Source organism: Micromonospora gifhornensis, from assembly GCF_016863515.1.
In the GTDB taxonomy this organism is placed as follows: Bacteria; Actinomycetota; Actinomycetes; order Mycobacteriales; family Micromonosporaceae; genus Micromonospora; species Micromonospora gifhornensis.
Window position 1 is genome coordinate 25,335 of the sequence record NZ_BOPA01000015.1, and the last position, 18,389, is coordinate 43,723.

At 69.6% G+C, this 18,389-nt stretch carries 13 protein-coding genes; 10 read left to right on the plus strand and 3 right to left on the minus strand.

Features of this window, described 5'->3' with window-relative positions; all coding sequences use genetic code 11:
* Positions 1-37 precede the first annotated feature (37 nt).
* The gene (locus Vgi01_RS09945; protein ID WP_102659394.1) at positions 38-1,381 is read left to right on the plus strand and encodes an enolase C-terminal domain-like protein; all 1,344 of its coding nucleotides are present in this window, start codon (positions 38-40) and stop codon (positions 1,379-1,381) included.
* Positions 1,378-2,256, plus strand: a complete 879-nt coding sequence (locus Vgi01_RS09950) for an amidohydrolase family protein (protein WP_204290816.1) — start codon at positions 1,378-1,380, stop codon at positions 2,254-2,256. Before Vgi01_RS09945 ends, Vgi01_RS09950 begins: the two co-directional genes overlap by 4 nt.
* Here Vgi01_RS09950 and Vgi01_RS09955 read toward each other — a convergent pair.
* Positions 2,208-2,960 carry a FadR/GntR family transcriptional regulator gene (locus Vgi01_RS09955; protein WP_102659365.1) on the minus strand — a complete coding sequence of 251 codons (753 nt, stop codon included), beginning with the start codon at positions 2,958-2,960 and terminating at the stop codon, positions 2,208-2,210. The two genes, Vgi01_RS09950 and Vgi01_RS09955, sit on opposite strands and share 49 nt — an antisense overlap.
* 185 nt (positions 2,961-3,145) lie before the next feature.
* Here Vgi01_RS09955 and Vgi01_RS09960 point away from each other — a divergent pair, with 185 nt between their 5' ends.
* The 4 genes from Vgi01_RS09960 to Vgi01_RS09975 all read left to right on the plus strand — a co-directional run bounded on the left by Vgi01_RS09960 (position 3,146) and on the right by Vgi01_RS09975 (position 8,884).
* Positions 3,146-4,171 (plus strand): zinc-dependent alcohol dehydrogenase, encoded by a 1,026-nt coding sequence (locus Vgi01_RS09960; protein WP_204290817.1) that lies wholly within the window; start codon positions 3,146-3,148, stop codon positions 4,169-4,171.
* Between the two features lie 2 nt (positions 4,172-4,173).
* Complete coding sequence (locus tag Vgi01_RS09965) at positions 4,174-4,929, plus strand: SDR family oxidoreductase (RefSeq protein ID WP_204290872.1); 756 nt, start codon at positions 4,174-4,176, stop codon at positions 4,927-4,929.
* 139 nt (positions 4,930-5,068) lie between these two features.
* Positions 5,069-5,527, plus strand: coding sequence for a hypothetical protein (locus Vgi01_RS09970; protein ID WP_204290818.1), 459 nt, complete (start codon positions 5,069-5,071; stop codon positions 5,525-5,527).
* Positions 5,528-5,887: 360 nt separating this feature from the next.
* Entirely contained in the window at positions 5,888-8,884 is a 2,997-nt protein-coding gene (locus Vgi01_RS09975) for a glycoside hydrolase family 95 protein (RefSeq protein ID WP_204290819.1), read from the plus strand.
* A 162-nt stretch (positions 8,885-9,046) separates the two neighbouring features.
* Here Vgi01_RS09975 and Vgi01_RS09980 read toward each other — a convergent pair whose 3' ends face one another.
* Positions 9,047-10,348 (minus strand): hypothetical protein, encoded by a 1,302-nt coding sequence (locus Vgi01_RS09980; protein ID WP_102659360.1) that lies wholly within the window; start codon positions 10,346-10,348, stop codon positions 9,047-9,049.
* A 519-nt stretch (positions 10,349-10,867) separates the two neighbouring features.
* Here Vgi01_RS09980 and chvE point away from each other — a divergent pair.
* The 4 genes from chvE to Vgi01_RS10000 all read left to right on the plus strand — a co-directional run bounded on the left by chvE (position 10,868) and on the right by Vgi01_RS10000 (position 16,169).
* Complete coding sequence (gene chvE / locus Vgi01_RS09985) at positions 10,868-11,998, plus strand: multiple monosaccharide ABC transporter substrate-binding protein (protein ID WP_043720736.1); 1,131 nt, start codon at positions 10,868-10,870, stop codon at positions 11,996-11,998.
* A gap of 95 nt (positions 11,999-12,093) precedes the next feature.
* The gene (gene mmsA, locus Vgi01_RS09990) at positions 12,094-13,632 is read left to right on the plus strand and encodes a multiple monosaccharide ABC transporter ATP-binding protein (protein WP_102659393.1); all 1,539 of its coding nucleotides are present in this window, start codon (positions 12,094-12,096) and stop codon (positions 13,630-13,632) included.
* Positions 13,629-14,879, plus strand: a complete 1,251-nt coding sequence (mmsB, locus tag Vgi01_RS09995) for a multiple monosaccharide ABC transporter permease (RefSeq protein ID WP_204290820.1) — start codon at positions 13,629-13,631, stop codon at positions 14,877-14,879. Before mmsA ends, mmsB begins: the two co-directional genes overlap by 4 nt.
* 108 nt (positions 14,880-14,987) lie before the next feature.
* On the plus strand, positions 14,988-16,169 hold the full coding sequence (locus Vgi01_RS10000) for an ROK family transcriptional regulator (protein WP_204290821.1): 1,182 nt from the start codon (positions 14,988-14,990) through the stop codon (positions 16,167-16,169).
* A gap of 246 nt (positions 16,170-16,415) precedes the next feature.
* On the opposite strand, the gene Vgi01_RS10005 is transcribed toward Vgi01_RS10000, so the two are convergent.
* Positions 16,416-18,068 (minus strand): glycoside hydrolase family 27 protein, encoded by a 1,653-nt coding sequence (locus Vgi01_RS10005; protein ID WP_204290822.1) that lies wholly within the window; start codon positions 18,066-18,068, stop codon positions 16,416-16,418.
* Between the last annotated feature and the right edge of the window lie 321 nt (positions 18,069-18,389).

Here is an 18,389-nt window from a genome sequence, read left to right on the forward strand (position 1 = left end):
CGCCCCGACCGGCGAGCACCCGGCACAGGCAGGTCAGATGTCCGATCCCACAGGAGCCCCGGTGACTGAACTCATCTCGTCCGTAGAGACCATCGACGTACGATTCCCCACCTCCCGGCACCGGGACGGGTCGGACGCGATGAACCCGTTCCCGGACTACTCCGCCGCGTACGTGCTGCTGCGTACCACCGCCGGGGCCGAGGGGCACGGTCTGGTCTTCACGGTGGGGCGCGGCACCGAGATCCAGGTGGCGGCGGTGCAGTCGTTGGCCGCCATGGTGATCGGCCAGTCGGTCGACGAGCTCGTCGCCGACCCCGGCGCGTTGGCCCGGCGACTCGTCGGCGACAGCCAGATCCGCTGGCTGGGCCCGGAGAAGGGCGTGGTGCACATGGCCGCCGGCGGCCTGGTCAACGCGGTATGGGACCTGGCCGCCCGGCGGGCCGGTCAGCCGCTCTGGAAGCTGCTGGCCGACCTCACCCCGGAACAACTCGTGGCCCAGGTGGACTTCCGCTACCTGCGCGACGCCCTCACCGAGCAGGAGGCGGTGGCGCTGCTGCGTGCCGCCGCCGACGGCCGCGCCGAGCGCGAGCGGATCCTGCGGACCGAGGGCTACCCGGCATACACCACCACACCCGGCTGGCTCGGCTACGACGACGAGAAGCTGGCCCGGCTGTGCCGGGAGGCAGTCGACGCGGGGTACCGCCTGATCAAGCTCAAGGTCGGCGGCAACCTGGCCGACGACATCCGCCGGATGGGCATCGCCCGGCAGGCGGTCGGGCCGCACGTGCGCATCGCGGTGGACGCCAACCAGGTCTGGGGCGTACCCGAGGCGATCGAGTGGATGCGTGAGCTGGCCGTGTTCGACCCGTACTGGATCGAGGAGCCGACCTCGCCCGACGACGTGCTGGGCCACGCCGCCGTACGCGCCGCCCTGGCACCGGTGAAGGTGGCCACCGGCGAGCACGTGCACAACGCGGTGATGTTCAAGCAGTTGCTCCAGGCCGACGCGGTCGACGTGGTGCAGATCGACGCGTGCCGGGTCGCCGGCGTCAACGAGAACCTGGCGATCCTGCTGCTCGCCGCCAAGTTCGGGGTGCCGGTCTGCCCGCACGCCGGTGGCGTGGGCCTGTGCGAGTTGGTGCAGCACCTGGCCATGTTCGACTTCGTCGCGCTCAGCGGCAGCACCGACGAGCGGGCCATCGAGTACGTCGACCACCTGCACGAACACTTCGTCGATCCGGTACGCATCAGCGACGGCCGTTACCTGGCCCCCACCGCGCCGGGCATGAGCGCCCAACTCGTGCCCGCCGCGCTTGCCGACTACCGCTACCCCGACGGCCCGGAGTGGGCCGCCCCGACCATGGCGGGAGCGCCGGCATGATCATCGACGCGCATCACCACCTGTGGCGGCCGGAACGCGGCTACACCTGGCTCGACGAGCCCGAGCTGGCGGTGATCCGCCGGCCGTTCACACCGGAGGACCTGACCGCCGAGCTGAGCGCGACCGGGGTGTACGGCACGGTGCTCGTCGAGGGTGGTCGCTGCCATCGCGACGAGGCGGCCGAGTTCCTCGGCTACGCCGCCGAGACCGCGCCGATCCTGGGAGTGGTGGCCTGGCTCGACGTTGCCGCCGGTGACGTCGCCGAGACCATCGCCGGCTACCGGCGGCTGCGCGGTGGCGAGTTGCTGGTCGGGCTCCGCTCGCAGGTGCAGGGGGAGACCGACCCCGACTACCTCGATCGGCCCGAGGTACGCCGGGGACTGGCCGAGATCGCCGCCGCCGGCCTGGTGTTCGACCTGGTGATCCGGGCCGATCAGCTGCCCGCCGCGGCCCGGGCGGCACAGGCGCTGCCCGAACTCCGGTTCGTCCTGGACCACCTCGGCAAGCCCCGCATCGACGAGGGTGCGGCGGGACTGCGCCGGTGGCGTACGCCCTTCGCCGACCTGGCGGCCCACCCGAACGTGACCGCCAAGCTGTCCGGCCTGGTGACCGAGGCGGCGCCGCACTGGTCGCCGGACGACCTGCGGCCGTTCGTCGAGGAGGCGGTGAAACAGTTCGGCGCCGATCGTCTGATGTTTGGTTCGGACTGGCCGGTGTGCCTGCTCAGGTCGGACTATCCGGGCGTGCGGCGGGCCCTGGAGGCGGCCCTGCCGACGCTCACCGACCGGCAGCGCAACGAGATCTTCGCCGGCACCGCGGTACGCACCTACGGACTGTCCGTACCGTCGATCCGCCCCGCCGGAGCGCCCGGATGAGCGCGTCGCTGGGCCTTCGCCGCGTTGGCCGCGAGCACCGTACGCAACCACGCCTCGGAGGTGTTCACGTGGATCAGCGCGCTGGCCTGGGCGAGCAGCTGGTCCCGCGAACGCAGGGCGAGATAGATGGCGTGGTGTTCGTCGATCGTCTTGTGTGCCGCGTTGCCCTCGATCAGGCCACGCCACACCCGGGCCCGCAGCGTACGGCTGGAGAGCCCGTCCAGCAGCGAGGTGAGGGTCTCGTTGCCGGTGGTGGCGATGACGGTGTGGTGGAAGGCGGTGTCGAACTGGATCAGCTTCTCGGCGTCGTCGGCCGCGGCCCGCATGTCCTCCAGGATCTGGGCCAGTTCGTCGAGTTGGGCGTCGGTCATCCGCAGCGCCGCCAGGCCGGTGGCCACCGGCTCCAGCATCCGGCGCACCTCCATGACCTCCAGCAGGGTGTCGTCGCGCAGCAGTTCGACCGCCAGGCCCAGCCCTTCCAGCAGCAGTCGCGGAGCGAGACTTGTGACGTAGGTGCCGTCACCGCGCCGTACGTCGAGCACCCGGGCCGACTCCAGCACCTTCACCGCCTCCCGGACGCCGCTGCGGGAGAGCCCCATCTGGGCGGCCAGTTGTGGTTCCGGTGGCAGCCGGGCCCCCGGTGGCAGTTCACCGCTCTGGATCATGCTCCGGATCTTCGCGATCGCGTCGTCGGTAAGTGCCATCCACGCCCCCTTCGGACCGGCCCGCCTCGCGCCCTCGGCTCGGATCCACCGGCGGTGACCGGTACCAGCATCCACCACTATAGAGACATCGGACGTTTGTCGCGGCCGCGGTCCGCCGTGCCACCCCGGCAGCGGGACCGGCGTCCGGTCACGTCCGTCGACAAGCACCTGACCGAGGAGGCGGCGTGAACCGCAGCGCGTACTACGTCGGCGACCAGACCTTCGTCGTCAAGGAGGCCGACCCGGTGCCGCCCGGCCCCGGGCAGGTCCGCATCGAGGTCGCCTACACCGGGATCTGCGGCACCGACCTGCACATCGCCCACGGCGCGATGGACCAGCGGGTCCAGCGGCCGGCGGTGATCGGACACGAGATGTCGGGCCGTATCGCGGAGTTGGGCGCCGGTGTCGAGGGCCACCGGGTGGGGGACCCGGTGACGGTGATGCCGCTGGACTGGTGCGGCGACTGTCCCGCCTGCCGTGCCGGGCACACCCACATCTGTCACCGGCTCAACTTCGTCGGCATCGACTCGCCCGGCGCGATGCAGCGGTCCTGGACGGTGCCGGCGCGGATCCTGGTGCCGCTGCCCGAAGGGCTGTCCCTGGCCCACGCCGCGCTGGTGGAGCCGACCGCGGTCGCCGTGCACGACGTACGGCGGTCCCGCCTGGTCGCCGGTGAACACGCGGTGGTCATCGGCGCCGGCCCGGTCGGGCTGCTCATCGGCACCGTCGCGCGGACGACCGGTGCCCAGGTGACCGTGCTCGAACTCGACCCGCGGCGGCGTCAACTCGCCGCCGACCTCGGCCTGCCCGCGGTGGATCCCGCGACTGTCGACGTCGCCGGCTACGTCCGCGAGGTGACCGGGGGAGCCGGTGCCGAGGTGGTCTACGAGGTGTCCGGATCAGCCGCCGGTGTCCGTACGGCGACGGACCTGCTCGCCGTACGCGGGCGGTTGGTCGTGGTGGCGATCCACCCTGCCCCCCGCGAGGTGGACCTGCACCGGATCTTCTGGCGCGAGCTGGAGGTGATCGGCGTACGCGTCTACGAGCGCGCGGACTACGTCGAGGCGGTCCGTCTGGTGCACGGTGGTCAGGTGCCGGCCGACCGGCTGATCTCCCGCATCGTGCCGTTGACCGAGGTGGCGCAGGCGTTCGAGGCACTGGCCACCGGTGGCGACGTCAAGGTGCTCGTGGACTGTGGAGGAGACGCGTGACGATGTTCGACCTCAGCGGCCGGCTGGCCGTGGTGACCGGCTGCCGCCGCGGCATCGGCCTGGCGATGGCCGAAGCGCTCGCCGCGGCCGGCGCCGACGTGATCGGCGTGAGCGCCGCCCTGGAGGAGACCGGTAGCGAGGTCGAGGCCCGGGTCGGCGCGCAGGGGCGTTCGTTCGTGCCGTACCGCGCGGACCTGTCCGACCGCGAGGCCGTCCGGGCGCTCGCGCGGTGGCTCGGCCAGCGGGACCGGCCGGTGGACATCCTGGTCAACAACGCCGGCACCATCCGCCGCGCGCCGGCCGTCGAGCACTCCGACACCGACTGGGACCACGTGCTGGAGGTCGACCTGTCCGCGCCGTTCCTGCTCGCCCGCGAGGTCGGTCGGGACATGGTGGCCCGGGGCAGCGGGAAGATCATCTTCACCGCGTCGATGTTGAGCTTCCAGGGGGGCATCACCGTGCCCGGCTACGCCGCGGCGAAGTCGGGGATCGCCGGGCTGACCCGTGCGTTGGCAAACGAGTGGGCGCGGCACGGCGTCAACGTCAACGCCATCGCACCGGGCTACATCAGTACGGACAACACCCAGGCGTTGCGCGAGCAGCCGGAACGCAACCAGGCGATCCTGGAACGGATCCCGGCCGGGCGCTGGGGGCGGCCCGAGGACCTCGCGGGGATCACCGTGTTCCTGGCCTCCGACGCCGCGGCCTACCTGCACGGGGCGATCATCCCGGTCGATGGCGGCTGGCTGGCCCGCTGAACTGCCGTGCCATTGACTCCTGCAGTGTTATCGATAACATTTTATCTCTCGACACAGGAGAAGGACACCTTGGTCGCCGGTGCGGCCACCGTCGAAGTCGGAGGTCACTCCCCGGATTCGGCTGGTAGGAGGGGGTTTCATGCGGCTGACAGGCCGGGTGAGGTACGCGGGGCGGCTGCCGGGCGGTACCACCACCGCCACGTTCGTCGCGCTTGACCGCGTACGCCGTCAGCCGGTCGACGCCGCTGCGGAGCAGCGGGCCGCGACGGCCGCCTTCGACCTGGCCTACCGCACCCTGCCCGCCAGCCGGCGGCGGCTGTTCCGCTGTCTGGGTCTGCATCCGGGCCCGGATTTCGACGTGTGCGCGGCGGCGGCGCTTGGCAACCTGACTCTCGTGCACGCCCGGCGCACCCTGGCCGACCTGGTGGAGCGCCGGCTGGTCGTCGAGTGCGGGGCCCGCTACCGGATACCGGACCTGTTCGTCGAGCATGCGCGCCGGCTGGCCCTCGACGAGCCCGCCGTGCTGCGCACCGCCGCACTCGTCCGGCTGGCCAACGTGGACCGGATTCCGCACGCCCGTCGCGGCCCGACCGCATAGCCGCCACCACACAGCCCCGACGCAGCAAGGCGTACCCATGAACATCTGATGTAAGCGACCGGCGAACGCTCCGCCGGTCGCACTCTTCGGCATGTCCGGGTGTCGGGCCTTCCTTCCCCCAGAATCACCACTGGCAGCGGTTTTCGCGGGTCCATCCGGCAGGTCCGAGACAGGTATCGACCATTGCCTATTGTTCGAGGCGGTAGTAACATTTCCGAAACACATCATATGTCTGCCTGTTTCGCAGGCTACCGGCGACCTGACGCATCGCGGCCGCGGCTGGCTTCAACGGGCTGATTCCTCATTCAGTGTTTCCGCGCGCTTCGGGTGGCCGGGATCGGTCACCGCCTTGGAGGATCGATGTCAGACCTGACCCGACGGCAGGCCCTCAAGATCGGCGCGGCGGGCGCCGGGGGTGCCCTGCTGCCGCTGCCCTGGACCGCAGTCGCCCGCGCCGACTCGGTGGCACCCCCACAGGTGCTGGCGGCCGGCGACCTCGCGCTCTGGTACGACCGCTCTGCCGGCACCGACTGGCTGCGGGCCTTGCCGATCGGCAACGGCCGACTGGGCGCCATGGTGTTCGGCAACAGCGACACGGAACGGCTCCAGCTCAACGAGGACACCGTCTGGGCCGGTGGGCCGCACGACTCCAGCAACCCCAGAGGTCAGGGCTCGCTCGCGGAGATCCGGCGGCTGGTCTTCGCCAACCAGTGGACCCAGGCCCAGAACCTGATCAACCAGACCATGCTCGGCAACCCGGTCGGACAACTGGCCTACCAGACGGTCGGCAACCTCCGGCTGGCCTTCGCCAACGCCAGCGGCACCTCGCAGTACAACCGGCAGCTGGATCTCACCACCGCGACCACCTCCGTCAGCTACGTGATGAACGGGGTGCGCTTCCAGCGGGAGGTCTTCGCCAGCGCGCCGGACCAGGTCATCGCGATGCGGTTGACCGCCGACCGGTCCGCCTCGATCACCTTCACCGCGACGTTCGACAGCCCGCAGCGGACCACCGTGTCCAGTCCGGACGGGGCCACGATCGCTCTCGACGGCGTCTCCGGCAACCAGGAAGGCGTGACCGGGGCGGTCCGGTTCCTCGCGCTGGCGCACGCCACCGTCAGCGGCGGCACCGTGAGCAGTTCCGGTGGGACGCTGCGGGTCAGCGGCGCCACAAGCGTGACCCTGCTCATCTCGATCGGCTCCAGCTATGTCAACTTCCGCAACGTCGGCGGCGACTACCAGGGCATCGCGTGGCGGCACCTCACCGCGGCCCGGGCCAGCAGCTACGACCAGCTGCGCGCCCGACACGTCGCCGACTACCAGGCGCTGTTCGGTCGGGTCAGTCTCGACCTGGGGCGTACCTCGGCGGCGGACCAGCCGACGGACGTACGGATCGCCCAGCACAACTCGGTGAACGACCCGCAGTTCTCGGCCCTGCTCTTCCAGTACGGCCGGTACCTGCTGATCTCCTCGTCGCGGCCGGGCACCCAACCGGCGAACCTCCAGGGCATCTGGAACGACTCGCTGACCCCGGCCTGGGATTCGAAGTACACGATCAACGCGAACCTGCCGATGAACTACTGGCCGGCGGACACCACGAACCTGTCCGAGTGCTACCAACCGGTCTTCTCGATGATCCAGGACCTGACCGTCAGCGGCGCGCGTACCGCCCAGGTGCAGTACGGGGCCGGGGGATGGGTCACCCACCACAACACCGACGCCTGGCGTGGATCGTCGGTGATCGACGGCGCGTTCTGGGGGATGTGGCAGACCGGCGGCGCGTGGCTGGCCACCATGATCTGGGACCACTACCTGTTCACCGGCGACCTGGACTTCCTGCGCGCCAACTACCCCGCCATGAAGGGCGCCGCGCAGTTCTTCCTCGACACCCTGGTCACCGAGCCGAGCCTCGGCTACCTGGTCACCAACCCGTCGAACTCACCCGAGATCGGCCACCATGCCGACGCGAGCGTCTGCGCCGGCCCGACCATGGACAACCAGATCCTGCGGGACCTCTTCGACGGCTGTGCCCGGGCCAGCGAGATCCTCAACACCGATGCCACCTTCCGGGCCCAGGTCCGGGCCACCCGCGACCGGCTCGCCCCGACCCGGATCGGCTCGCGTGGCAACATCATGGAGTGGCTCTACGACTGGGTGGAGACCGAACGCAACCACCGGCACGTCTCGCACCTCTACGGCCTCGCCCCCAGCAACCAGATCACCCGGCGCGGCACCCCGCAACTGTTCGAGGCCGCCCGCCGGACCCTGGAGATCCGCGGCGACGACGGCACCGGCTGGTCGCTGGCCTGGAAAATCAACTTCTGGGCCCGCCTCGAGGAAGGCAACCGCGCCCACGACCTCATCCGCTACCTGGCCACCACCGCCCGGCTCGCCCCCAACATGTTCGACCTGCACCCACCGTTCCAGATCGACGGGAACTTCGGCGCCACCGCCGGCATCGCCGAGATGCTGCTGCACAGCCACGCCGGTGAACTGCACCTGCTGCCCGCCCTGCCGGCCGCCTGGCCCAGCGGCTCGGTCAGCGGCCTGCGCGGGCGTGGCGGGCACACCGTCGGCATCACCTGGAGCAACGGCCAGGCCACCGAGATCCTCGTGCGGCCGGACCGGCCCGGCACCGTACGCCTGCGCGGTCGGATGTTCACCGGCACCTTCACCGTCGTCGACACCACCGACGGCACGCCGGCCCTCATCACCCGCGTCGAGACCGACCTGATCGAGGTCACCGTGCAGGGTGGACGCACCTACCGGGCCACCGGCTCGGCGGCGGCCGCACCGACGCTGGAGCAGAGCTTCAGCAACGCCAGCACCACGAACGACTCCAACACCGGGGCGGCCAACTTCGACGGCAACGGCGCCAGCCTCTCCGCGCAGGCACTGGCCCAGGCCGGCGTCACCCCGGGCAGCACCGTGAGCCGCAACGGCGTGAACTTCCGTTGGCCGAACGTGGCCCCCGGCGGCGCGGACAACGCCATCGCCTCAGGGCAGTCGATAAGCGTGACCGGCACGGGTCGTACGCTCGGGTTCCTCGCCACCGGCACCTACGGTGCCGTGTCCGGCACCGCCACGGTGGTCTACGCCGACGGCAGCCGGCAGAGCTTCACGTTGAGCACCCCCGACTGGTACGGCGGACCGCACTCCGGCGCCACCGCCGCCATCGTGACGGCGTACCAGAACCGGCCCGGCAACCAGCGGCACAACGTCGCCGCCTGCGTCTACTACGTCGGGGTGGGATTGCAGAACAAGCCGGTGAGCCGGGTCGAACTGCCGAACATCAGCGCGCGACCGGCAGCCAACGTGCCGACCATGCACATCTTCGCCGTCGCGATCGGCGGCTGAGCAACGTTCGGGTCGGCCCCCAGGAACGTTCGGGTCGGCCCCAGGAGCGTCCGTGCCCGCTCCGCCGGGCGGGCACGGACCATCGAAAGCGGCGCGCCGGCCGCGCACCACGGGGGTGCCGCGGCCGGCGCGCTGCGTCAGGAGCCGATCCTCACCGACGCGTCACCGCTGGGCCAGCAGCCACCGCAGGATGCTGCTGTCCTCGTACGTCGGGCCGTAGGCGGCGTGGTGGTCCGGCAGCGAGAACGCCTCGTCGCCGTACTCGGTGTAGCGCAGCAGCTCGGCGGTCCGCTCGGGCGAGGTGCCCTGCGCCTCGTACGCCGCCCGCAGCGCGGCGTGCGTGTTGCGGGCCAGCGAGATGTTGAGCAGGTGGTCGTTGACCCCGTGGGTGATCCAGAGCGGCACCTCACCGGCGGCGATCGCGGTCGCCTGGGCGGCGCTGATCTGGAAGCCACCGGTGACCAGGCCGGCGGTGAACAGGTCGGGCCGCTTGGCGAACGCCTCCCACAGCAGACGCGAGCCGTACGACACGGTGGTGGCGTAGACCCGGCCGGTGTCCACCGGGTGGTCCTTGACGAACTGCTCGACCAGCCGGATCAGCAGGTCCCCCTCGGCGGGCAGACCGACCCGCTGGTTCTGCGGGGCCAGCACGATGACGTCCTCGGTGCTGCCGGTCCAGCTCGACTGCAACCAGGCCGTCGCCGGGATGTCGGCGGCGATCTGCACGCCCAGGTTGTCGCCGTCCCAGCCCATGCCGTGGCCGGGCAGCACCACCATCAGCGGGTACGTCCTGCCGGGCTGGTAGTTCTTCGGCAGGTGGTAGTGGTACGGCAGCACCATGCCGCCGTTGAGGTACGAGCCGTACCGGAAGTCGTCGACGAGCAGGTTGACGGCCTTCTCGGTGACCCGGTGCGCGGTGCTCGGCGCCGCCTTGGCCAGCACCGGGCCCTTGCCCTTGCCGTTGCCCGGCTGGGCGTGGACGTCCTTGCGCTGGACCACCCGGGTGGGCAGGTCATCGTTGACCTTGACGTGGCACAGGAAGGTCGGGCACTTGGAGAGCACGACGGTCCAGCCGAGGTTCTCGTCCGGGTCCAACTCCACGATGACGTACCGCCCCGGCACCGACCGGCGGTCGGCGCGGACGGTCGGGGCGTCGTTGGTGTAGGTGTGGGTGACCGTCCGCTCCGCCAGCTTCGGCAGGTCTTCGATCGGGTTGAAGCGGAAGTTGTACGTGGTGTCGGACACCGCGAAGGTCGAGGTGTCCAGGGTGCGCGGGTTGACAGTGGCCGGGTACTCGACGGCGACGGCCGAGACCTTCTGACCGTAGGTGTAGACGGTGGTGATGGGGGTGATGCCGGCGATGCCGCCGGCACCGCCCCGGTCGCCGGCTGCGGCGTAGGCCGTACCGGACATGCCGATCGCCAGCGCCGCGGCGACGGCGATCAGCGCCCTGCGCAGTCTCATCGATCCTCCCTGGTGGGGTGCGACTGGCCCGCGCGTGCTGACAACTGCTCAGGGGAGCCGGGGATACAGTCGCTAAACTGATTTAGCAGAGCATCTTCCGGGAGTCGGTGTGCTGTCAAGGGCAGGCGGCTGTCGAGGCCCGAGGCTGCCTGCGCGGGTTCACCGTGTCCGGCCGTCCCTTGTGGTCGCCGATGTCACCCTTTGTGGTCATCGATGTCGCACCCGGTGCGCGACGGGGCGCAGGGCGACGTTCGGGCGCTGCGCGGCGGTCGTCGGCGAGTCGCGTTCGACGCCGCAGGGGCATCCTCAGGTGTCGATGAGATGCTGCTTCGCCCGTCGCCTTCACCCGCCCTGACCTGCGGCTACCTGGCTGATCGGAGGAGTCGTGGGAACGTTACGAGACCGTGACCGCTGGATTTCCGGGCAGGTGTTGACCTGCTACATGTGAGCGCTAACACTTGGCCTCCAAGTGCGACCCACGCAGCCGGCTGACGGCGCGGGTTCAGATTGGGGAAGCCAGTGAGCAGAAAAATCCTGGCCGCTCTCGGTAGCGTCGTCCTGGCGCTGAGCATGGCGGCCTGCAGTGGTGACGGCGCCGGTGGTGGCGGCAACGACAGCGACAAGCCCGGCGATCTGACCATCGGCGTCTCGATGCCCACCCAGACCTCCGAGCGGTGGATCGCCGACGGCAACTCCGTCAAGGAGAAGCTGGAGGCCAAGGGCTACAAGGTGGACCTTCAGTACGCCGGCGACGACATCCCCACCCAGTCGCAGCAGGTCGACCAGATGATCACCCGTGGTGCCGATGTGCTGATCATCGCGGCGATCGACGGCACGGCGCTCAGCGGACAGTTGCAGGCGGCGGCCGACGCCAAGATCCCGGTCATCGCCTACGACCGCCTCATCCGGGACAGCCCGAACGTCGACTTCTACGTCAGCTTCGACAACTTCAAGGTCGGCGTGGCACAGGCCACCGCGCTTCTCGTCGGTCTGGGCCTGCAGACCAAGGACGGCGGGAAGGGCGAGGCGACCGGGCCGTTCAACATCGAACTGTTCGCCGGGTCACTCGACGACAACAACGCGCACTTCTTCTTCAACGGCGCCATGGAAACCCTCAAGCCGTTCATCGACGCCGGCACGCTGAAGGTGAAGTCCGGTCAGACCAAGATCGATCAGGTGGCGATCCTGCGCTGGCAGCAGGAGGGCGCGCAGAAGCGGATGGAGGACCTGCTGACGTCGAGCTACAACGACGGCAGCAAGGTCGCCGGGGTGCTCTCGCCGTACGACGGCCTGTCGCGCGGCATCATCACCGCCCTGCAGAACGCCGGCTACAGCGGCGACATGCCGGTGGTGACCGGACAGGACGCCGAGATCGCCTCGGTCAAGCTGATCAACGACGGCGTGCAGAGTTCCACGATCTTCAAGGACACCCGGCTGCTGGCCGAGCAGGCCGTGGTCGCCGGTGAGTCGTTCCTCCAGGACAAGACGCCGCAGGCCAACGACACCGAGACCTACAACAACGGGGTCAAGGTCGTCCCGTCGTACCTGCTGCCGGTGCAGACCGTGTTCAAGGACGACATCAAGCCGGTCCTGATCGACTCCGGATACTTCACCGCCGAGGAGGTCGCCGCCGGCCAGGCCAAGGGCTGACGGCACTCCCCGGGCTCGGCGGCGGGTGCCCGCCGCCGAGCCCGGACCACCCCATTTTCGCCCCGCACCACGATCGAGACCGCAGGACGGTGATCATGGACGACCACATCCTCGAGATGCGTCGCATCACCAAGACCTTCCCGGGGGTGGCGGCGCTCCAGGACGTCACCCTCGCCGTACGACGTGGCGAGATCCACGCCATCTGCGGTGAGAACGGCGCCGGCAAGTCCACCCTGATGAAGGTGCTGTCGGGCGTCTACCCGACGGGCAGCTATTCCGGTGAGATCCTGCTCGACGGCAAGCCGGTGGACTTCCGCGGCATCCGCGACAGCGAGGCCCACGGCATCGTCATCATCCACCAGGAACTCGCCCTGGTGCCGTACCTCTCCATCGCCGAGAACATCTTCCTCGGCAACGAACGCCGGGGCCGCAGCGGCCTGATCGACTGGAACCGCACAAACGCCGAGGCGGCGCGGTTGCTCGCCTCGGTCGGCCTGCACGAGAACCCGGTCACCCCCGTGGTGCAGCTCGGCGTCGGCAAACAGCAACTTGTCGAGATCGCCAAGGCGCTGTCCAAAGAGGTCAAGCTGCTGATCCTGGACGAGCCGACGGCCGCGCTCAACGACGTCGACTCCGCGCACCTGCTGAACCTGATGCGCCGGCTGCGCGACCAGGGCATCACCTGCATCATGATCTCGCACAAGCTCAACGAGATCACCTCCATCGCCGACTCGACCACCGTGCTGCGCGACGGCCGCACGGTGGAGCGGCTGGAGATGGGCTCGGGCGAGGTGACCCAGGAGCGGATCATCCGCGGCATGGTCGGCCGTGACCTGGACAGCTTCTACCCCGACCGGGTCTCCTCCCCGGGGGCGGAGGTGCTGCGCATCGAGGACTGGACCGTGCGGCATCCCACTCAGGACCGGCTGGTCGTCGACGGCGCGAGCCTCGACGTACGGGCCGGCGAGGTGGTCGGCATCGCCGGGTTGATGGGGGCGGGCCGTACCGAGTTGGCGATGAGCGTCTTCGGGCGCTCGTACGGGCGGGACATCTCCGGTCGGCTGTACATGCACGGCAAGGAGATCAGGGCACGGTCGGTGTCCGAGGCGATCGGCAACGGCATCGCGTACGCGACCGAGGACCGCAAGCGCTTCGGCCTCAACCTCATCGACGACATCCGGCACAACGTGTCATCGGCCGGGCTGCACAGGCTGGCCCGCGCCGGATGGGTGCACGACAACGAGGAGACCCGGGTCGCCGAGACCAGCCGGCGCGACATGAACATCAAGGCGCCGAGCGTGCTGTCCGTGGTGGGCAAGCTCTCCGGCGGCAACCAGCAGAAGGTCGTCCTGTCGAAGTGGCTGTTCACGGATCCGGACGTGTTGATCCTGGACGAGCCGACCCGGGGCATCGACGTCGGGGCGAAGTTCGAGATCTACACGATCATCAACCAACTGGTGGCCGACGGTAAGGCGGTCATCATGATCTCGTCCGAACTGCCGGAACTGCTGGGCATGTGCGACCGCATCTACACCCTGTCGGCGGGCCGGATCACCGGCGTGCTGCCGGCAGCCGAGGCGACCCAGGAGAAGCTCATGGAACTCATGGCGAAGGACAAGGAATCCGTCAGATGACCAGCACCAAGCCCTCCTCGGTGCACAAGAGCGGGTCGGCCGAGAGTACGCCCGCCGACGCACTGCACGTCGGTAGCAGCGACCCGCGTACGCTGATCATGAACAATCTGCGGCAGAGCGGCATCTTCGTGGCGCTCGTCGTCATCGTCGCGCTCTTCGCCTTCCTCACCGACGGTCTCTCGCTGAGCCCCGGCAACATCACCAACATCGTCCTTCAGTACTCGTACATCCTGGTGCTCGCCATCGGCATGGTCATCGTGATCATCGGCGGGCACATCGACCTGTCGGTCGGCTCGGTGGTGGCGCTGACCGGCGCGGTCTCCGCCGTGGTCGTCATCCGGCAGGGGCAACCCTGGTGGCTCGGGGTGCTCGCGGCGGTGGCCGTCGGGCTCGCGGTCGGTGCGTGGCACGGCTTCTGGGTCGCGTACGTGGGCATCCCGGCCTTCATCGTGACGCTCGCCGGGATGCTGCTGTTCCGTGGTCTGACACTGCGGGTGCTCGAGAACGTCTCGCTGTCGCCGTTCCCGGCGGAGTACAACCAGATCGCGGCCGGCTTCCTCAACGGGCTGATCGGCGGCGACGGCTACGACGCCTTCACCCTGCTCATCGGTGGCATCGCGGTGGCCGGATACGTGGTGAGCTGCTTCCGCACCCGGGTGGCGCGGATCCGCTACCAGCAGCCGGTGGAGTCGTTCGCGTTGTTCGTCGCGCGAATGGTCCTGGTCGGCGCCGTGGTCATGTGGTTCGCCTGGCAGCTGGCCAACGCCCGGGGCCTGCCCATCGTGCTGATCATCCTGGCCGTGCTGGTGCTGGTCTACGGGCTGCTCACCCGGCGTACGGTGTTCGGTCGGCAGGTCTACGCGATCGGCGGCAACCTGCCGGCGGCGATGCTGTCGGGCGTGAAGGTCCGTACGGTCAACTTCTGGATCTTCGTCAACATGGGCTTCCTGTCCGCGGTGGCCGGCGTCATCTTCTCCTCCCGCTCCAACGGCGCGCAGCCGGCGGCTGGCAACATGTTCGAGCTGGACGCGATCGCCGCGGCGTTCATCGGCGGCGCGGCCGTCACCGGTGGCGTGGGCACCGTGGTCGGTGCCATGGTGGGTGGCCTCATCATGGCGGTGATGAGCAACGGCATGCAGTTGATGGGCGTCGAGCAGTCGATGCAGTCGGTGGTGAAGGGACTGGTGCTGCTCGTAGCCGTCGCGTTCGACGTCTACAACAAGCGTCGCGCCGGGACGAGCCGTTGACGGTTCGGTGTGGGTGGGTCGCCCGGCCCTCGCCTTGACGCCACGGCAGCTGTTGACCACACTGCCTCGCGTCAGGGTGTCCGCATCGACGCTGATGCCGGAGGATCGGTGGTCCAGGAGGAGATCCGTCGGCGCAACGCCAGCACACTGCTGCGCCATGTGCATCTGGACGGTCCGCTCTGCCGTGCCGACCTGGCCGCGCGGATGGGGCTCAACCGCAGCACCATCCGCGCGCTGACCACCGAGCTGGCCCGGGTCGGCCTGGTCGAGGAGGAGTCCCCGTCGGACACCGGTCGTGCCGGCCGACCGTCCCTGCTGGTACGTCCCGCCTCCGACCGGATCTACGTACTCGCCTTCGACGTGGCGGTGGACCGGCTGGTCGCCGCCCGGGTCGGGCTGGGCGGCGTCATCCTGGACCGTCGTGAGGCGGTACGCCCCCGCGCCGGGCCCGACCTGCCGCAGGTGGTGGAGGTGCTGGCCCGCTTCGGTCGCCAGTTGCATCGCGCCGCGCCGCCGTCGGCCACCTGCGTGGGCGTGGGCGCGTCGTACTGCGGGATGATCCGCCCCGGCGACGGGATGGTGCGCTTCGGTCCCGACCTGGGCTGGGTCGACCAGGCATTCGGCGCCGAACTGGGTCGCCGGCTCGGGCTCGGCCTGCCGGTGCTGGTGGGCAACGAGGCGCACCTGGGCGCGCAGGCCGAACACCAGCGTGGCGCGGGCGTCGGCCTGCACAACCTCATCTACCTGCACGGGGACGTCGGGGTCGGCGGCGGGATCATCGTCGGTGGTCGGTTGCTGGGCGGCGACGGCGGCTACGGCTGCGAAGTCGGGCACATGGTGGTCAACCCGTACGACGGGCGGGCCTGTGGGTGCGGCTCGTACGGCTGCCTGGAGGCCGAGGTCGGCGAGCGCGCCCTGCTCGACGCCGCCGGTCGGCCCGCCGAACTGTTCGGCCGCGACGCGATCCGCGCGGTGACCGACGACGCCGACCGGGGAGATCCGGCGGCCCGCGAGGCGCTGCGGCGCGTCGGTGACTGGCTCGGCATCGGGGTGGCGAACCTGATCAATCTGTTCAATCCCGGGATGGTGGTGTTCGGCGGGATGCTGTGCGACCTGTACCCGGGCGCGGCCGACCAGGTCCGTGCCCGCATCGCCCGCAACGTCCTGCCGGTCGCCCGCGAACACGTCAAGCTGCGCATCGCCGCCCTCGGCGACGACGCCACCCTCACCGGCGCCGCCGAACTGGCCTTCACCCCCCTCCTCACCAACCCCCTGACCCCCCTCCCTTGACCCCCCGCCCTCCCACTCCCCGCCCTCGCGCTCCCTCGCCCTCCGCGCCCGCCCCGCTCTACCCCGTCGATCTTGCACTTCTGGTCGCCCATATGCCTGGATCGACAGCTTTCGTCGAGGCGGAAAGTGCAAGATCGACGGGGCGGGTAGGCGGGGCGGCGGGGCGGGGTGGGCGTGAGGGCGTGGGGTGTGGAGGGGCGGGGCGAGGGAGGGAGGGAGGCGAGGGAGGGGACGGGGGTGGGGCTGTTAGGTGCGGGTCCAGCGTTGGTTGGGGGCGGTGTGGCAGGTCCAGACGATCACGGGGGTGCCGTTGGCGGTGCCGTTGTTGTTGACGTCCAGGCAGAGGTTGGGGGAGCGGACGTTGCTGATGGTGCCGTTGCTGTTGAACGTCCACTGTTGGTTGGTGCCACCGTTGCAGTCCCAGATCTGTACGGGGGTGCCGGTGGTGGCGGTCGGGGAGATGTCCAGGCACTTGCCGAGCACCTGAAGCGCCTGACCGTTCTGAGTGAAGCTCTGGTTGCTGGCGGTGTGGCAGTCCCAGATCAGCGTGGCGGTGCCGTTGGCGGTGCCGCTGTTGTTGACGTCCAGGCAGCGGCCGGACGATTCGCTGCGCAGCCGGAAGGTGGGCGGCGGGGGCGGGGGAGTGGTGGTGCCGCCACCGCTGACCCGGTAGACCACGGTGCCGTGCGCCGGCACGCTGGCCGAGATCGTTCCGGTGCTCGTCGAGGTGGTGTTGGTCCAGGCGTCGCGCAGGGTGAACGAGTTGCCGGACTTGCCGATCGCCGCCGCCGTGGTGGAGACGGTGGTGGTGGAGTTGCCCTGGTTGAACAGGGCGACCGCGACGTCGCCGTTGGCCAGCCGCTTGGCCAGCACCCGGCGGATGCCGTCGTTGGAGACCTGCACTGCCTGCAGCGCCAGGGAATCCTGGTTGATGGCGACGAGGTTCTGGTTGCGCAGGATGTCAAGCGTGGCGGCGTTGGCGTTACGGATGTCGTTGCCGGCGATCAGCGGCGCCGCCATGATCGCCCAGAGGGCGAAGTGGCTGCGCATCTCGGTGTCGGTCATGCCGCCGTTGCCGACCACGAGCATGTCCGGGTCGTTGAACGAGCCCGGTGAGGCGTACGAGGCGATGGGCACGTTGACGTTGACGATGTTCTGGATGCCCATCGGGTAGCCGTTGGTCTGACCGGTGTTCCACGCGTTGGTGATGTCCTCGGTGGTCCGCCACATGTTGGCGATGTCGCCCCAGTTGCGCTGGGGGCCGGTCTTCTCGTGGATGCTGTTCGGGTTGATGCTGTAGACGATGGGCCGACCGGTGGCCGCGAGGGCGTCGCGCATCAGCGAGAACCCGGCGATCTGGTCGTTGATGGTGCCCCACGGTGAGCACCAGTCGTACTTGAGGAAGTCCACGCCCCAGGCGGCGAACTGCCGGGCGTCCTGGTATTCGTGTCCGAGGCTGCCGGTGGAACCGGGCCAGGCGCCGAAGTACTGGGCGCAGGTCTTCTCCCGGGGCACCTGGTAGAGGCCGAAGAGCAGACCTCGGGAGTGCAGGTAGTCGCCGAGGGCCTTCATGCCGCTGGGGAAGCGACCGGCGTGGGCCTGGAGGTTGCCCTGCGCGTCGCGGTTCGGGTCGAACCAGCAGTCGTCGACGACGACGTACTTGTAGCCGAGGTCGCGCATGCCGGTGTTGACGATCGCGTCGGCCATCTGCCGGATCAGCGTCTCGTTGATGTTGCAGCCGAAGGTGTTCCAGGTGTTCCACCCCATCGGTGGGGTGCGGGCCACGCCGTTGTTCAGCGCCTGTGCGGGTTTCGGTGAGTGGAGTCCGTCGACGATGACCGTGGTGAGCGTCAGTACCAGAACGCTCAGGACGGCCAACCATCGTGGTCGTGCACGCATTCGATCCTCCTCGGGACAGGGACGGTGAGTGGTAGTCATCGATGACCGACCGGTGAGTTGTCGGGCAGCCCAGGTGGTTCGTCGAGCGGGCGCGGGCAGCGTCGTCTGCTCGCGGTCAGATGGACGGAGTACCGCCGGCCGTGGCAGGGACGCCGTCGCCCACGGCCCGCCCGAGGATCGCGTCGGCCGTCACGTGGTCGCGTTACGACGTGGGCGGTGTGACGGTGGCGGTTCTCCCGGACACGGGCGCTCCGATGTCAGGGATGTTATCGCTGCCATCTGGTTCTGTAAATCGGCGTCGATGGATGCCAAGCGGACTTC

What these genes read in the sequence shown, in the direction of transcription:
- Vgi01_RS09945 (WP_102659394.1), top strand. Translation starts at nt 38, where the DNA reads ATGTCCGATCCCACAGGAGCCCCGGTGACTGAACTCATCTCGTCCGTA.
- Vgi01_RS09950 (WP_204290816.1), top strand. Translation starts at nt 1,378, where the DNA reads ATGATCATCGACGCGCATCACCACCTGTGGCGGCCGGAACGCGGCTAC.
- Vgi01_RS09955 (WP_102659365.1), bottom strand. Translation starts at nt 2,960, where the DNA reads ATGGCACTTACCGACGACGCGATCGCGAAGATCCGGAGCATGATCCAG.
- Vgi01_RS09965 (WP_204290872.1), top strand. Translation starts at nt 4,174, where the DNA reads ATGTTCGACCTCAGCGGCCGGCTGGCCGTGGTGACCGGCTGCCGCCGC.
- Vgi01_RS09970 (WP_204290818.1), top strand. Translation starts at nt 5,069, where the DNA reads ATGCGGCTGACAGGCCGGGTGAGGTACGCGGGGCGGCTGCCGGGCGGT.
- Vgi01_RS09975 (WP_204290819.1), top strand. Translation starts at nt 5,888, where the DNA reads ATGTCAGACCTGACCCGACGGCAGGCCCTCAAGATCGGCGCGGCGGGC.
- Vgi01_RS09980 (WP_102659360.1), bottom strand. Translation starts at nt 10,348, where the DNA reads ATGAGACTGCGCAGGGCGCTGATCGCCGTCGCCGCGGCGCTGGCGATC.
- mmsA (WP_102659393.1), top strand. Translation starts at nt 12,094, where the DNA reads ATGGACGACCACATCCTCGAGATGCGTCGCATCACCAAGACCTTCCCG.
- mmsB (WP_204290820.1), top strand. Translation starts at nt 13,629, where the DNA reads ATGACCAGCACCAAGCCCTCCTCGGTGCACAAGAGCGGGTCGGCCGAG.
- Vgi01_RS10005 (WP_204290822.1), bottom strand. Translation starts at nt 18,068, where the DNA reads ATGCGTGCACGACCACGATGGTTGGCCGTCCTGAGCGTTCTGGTACTG.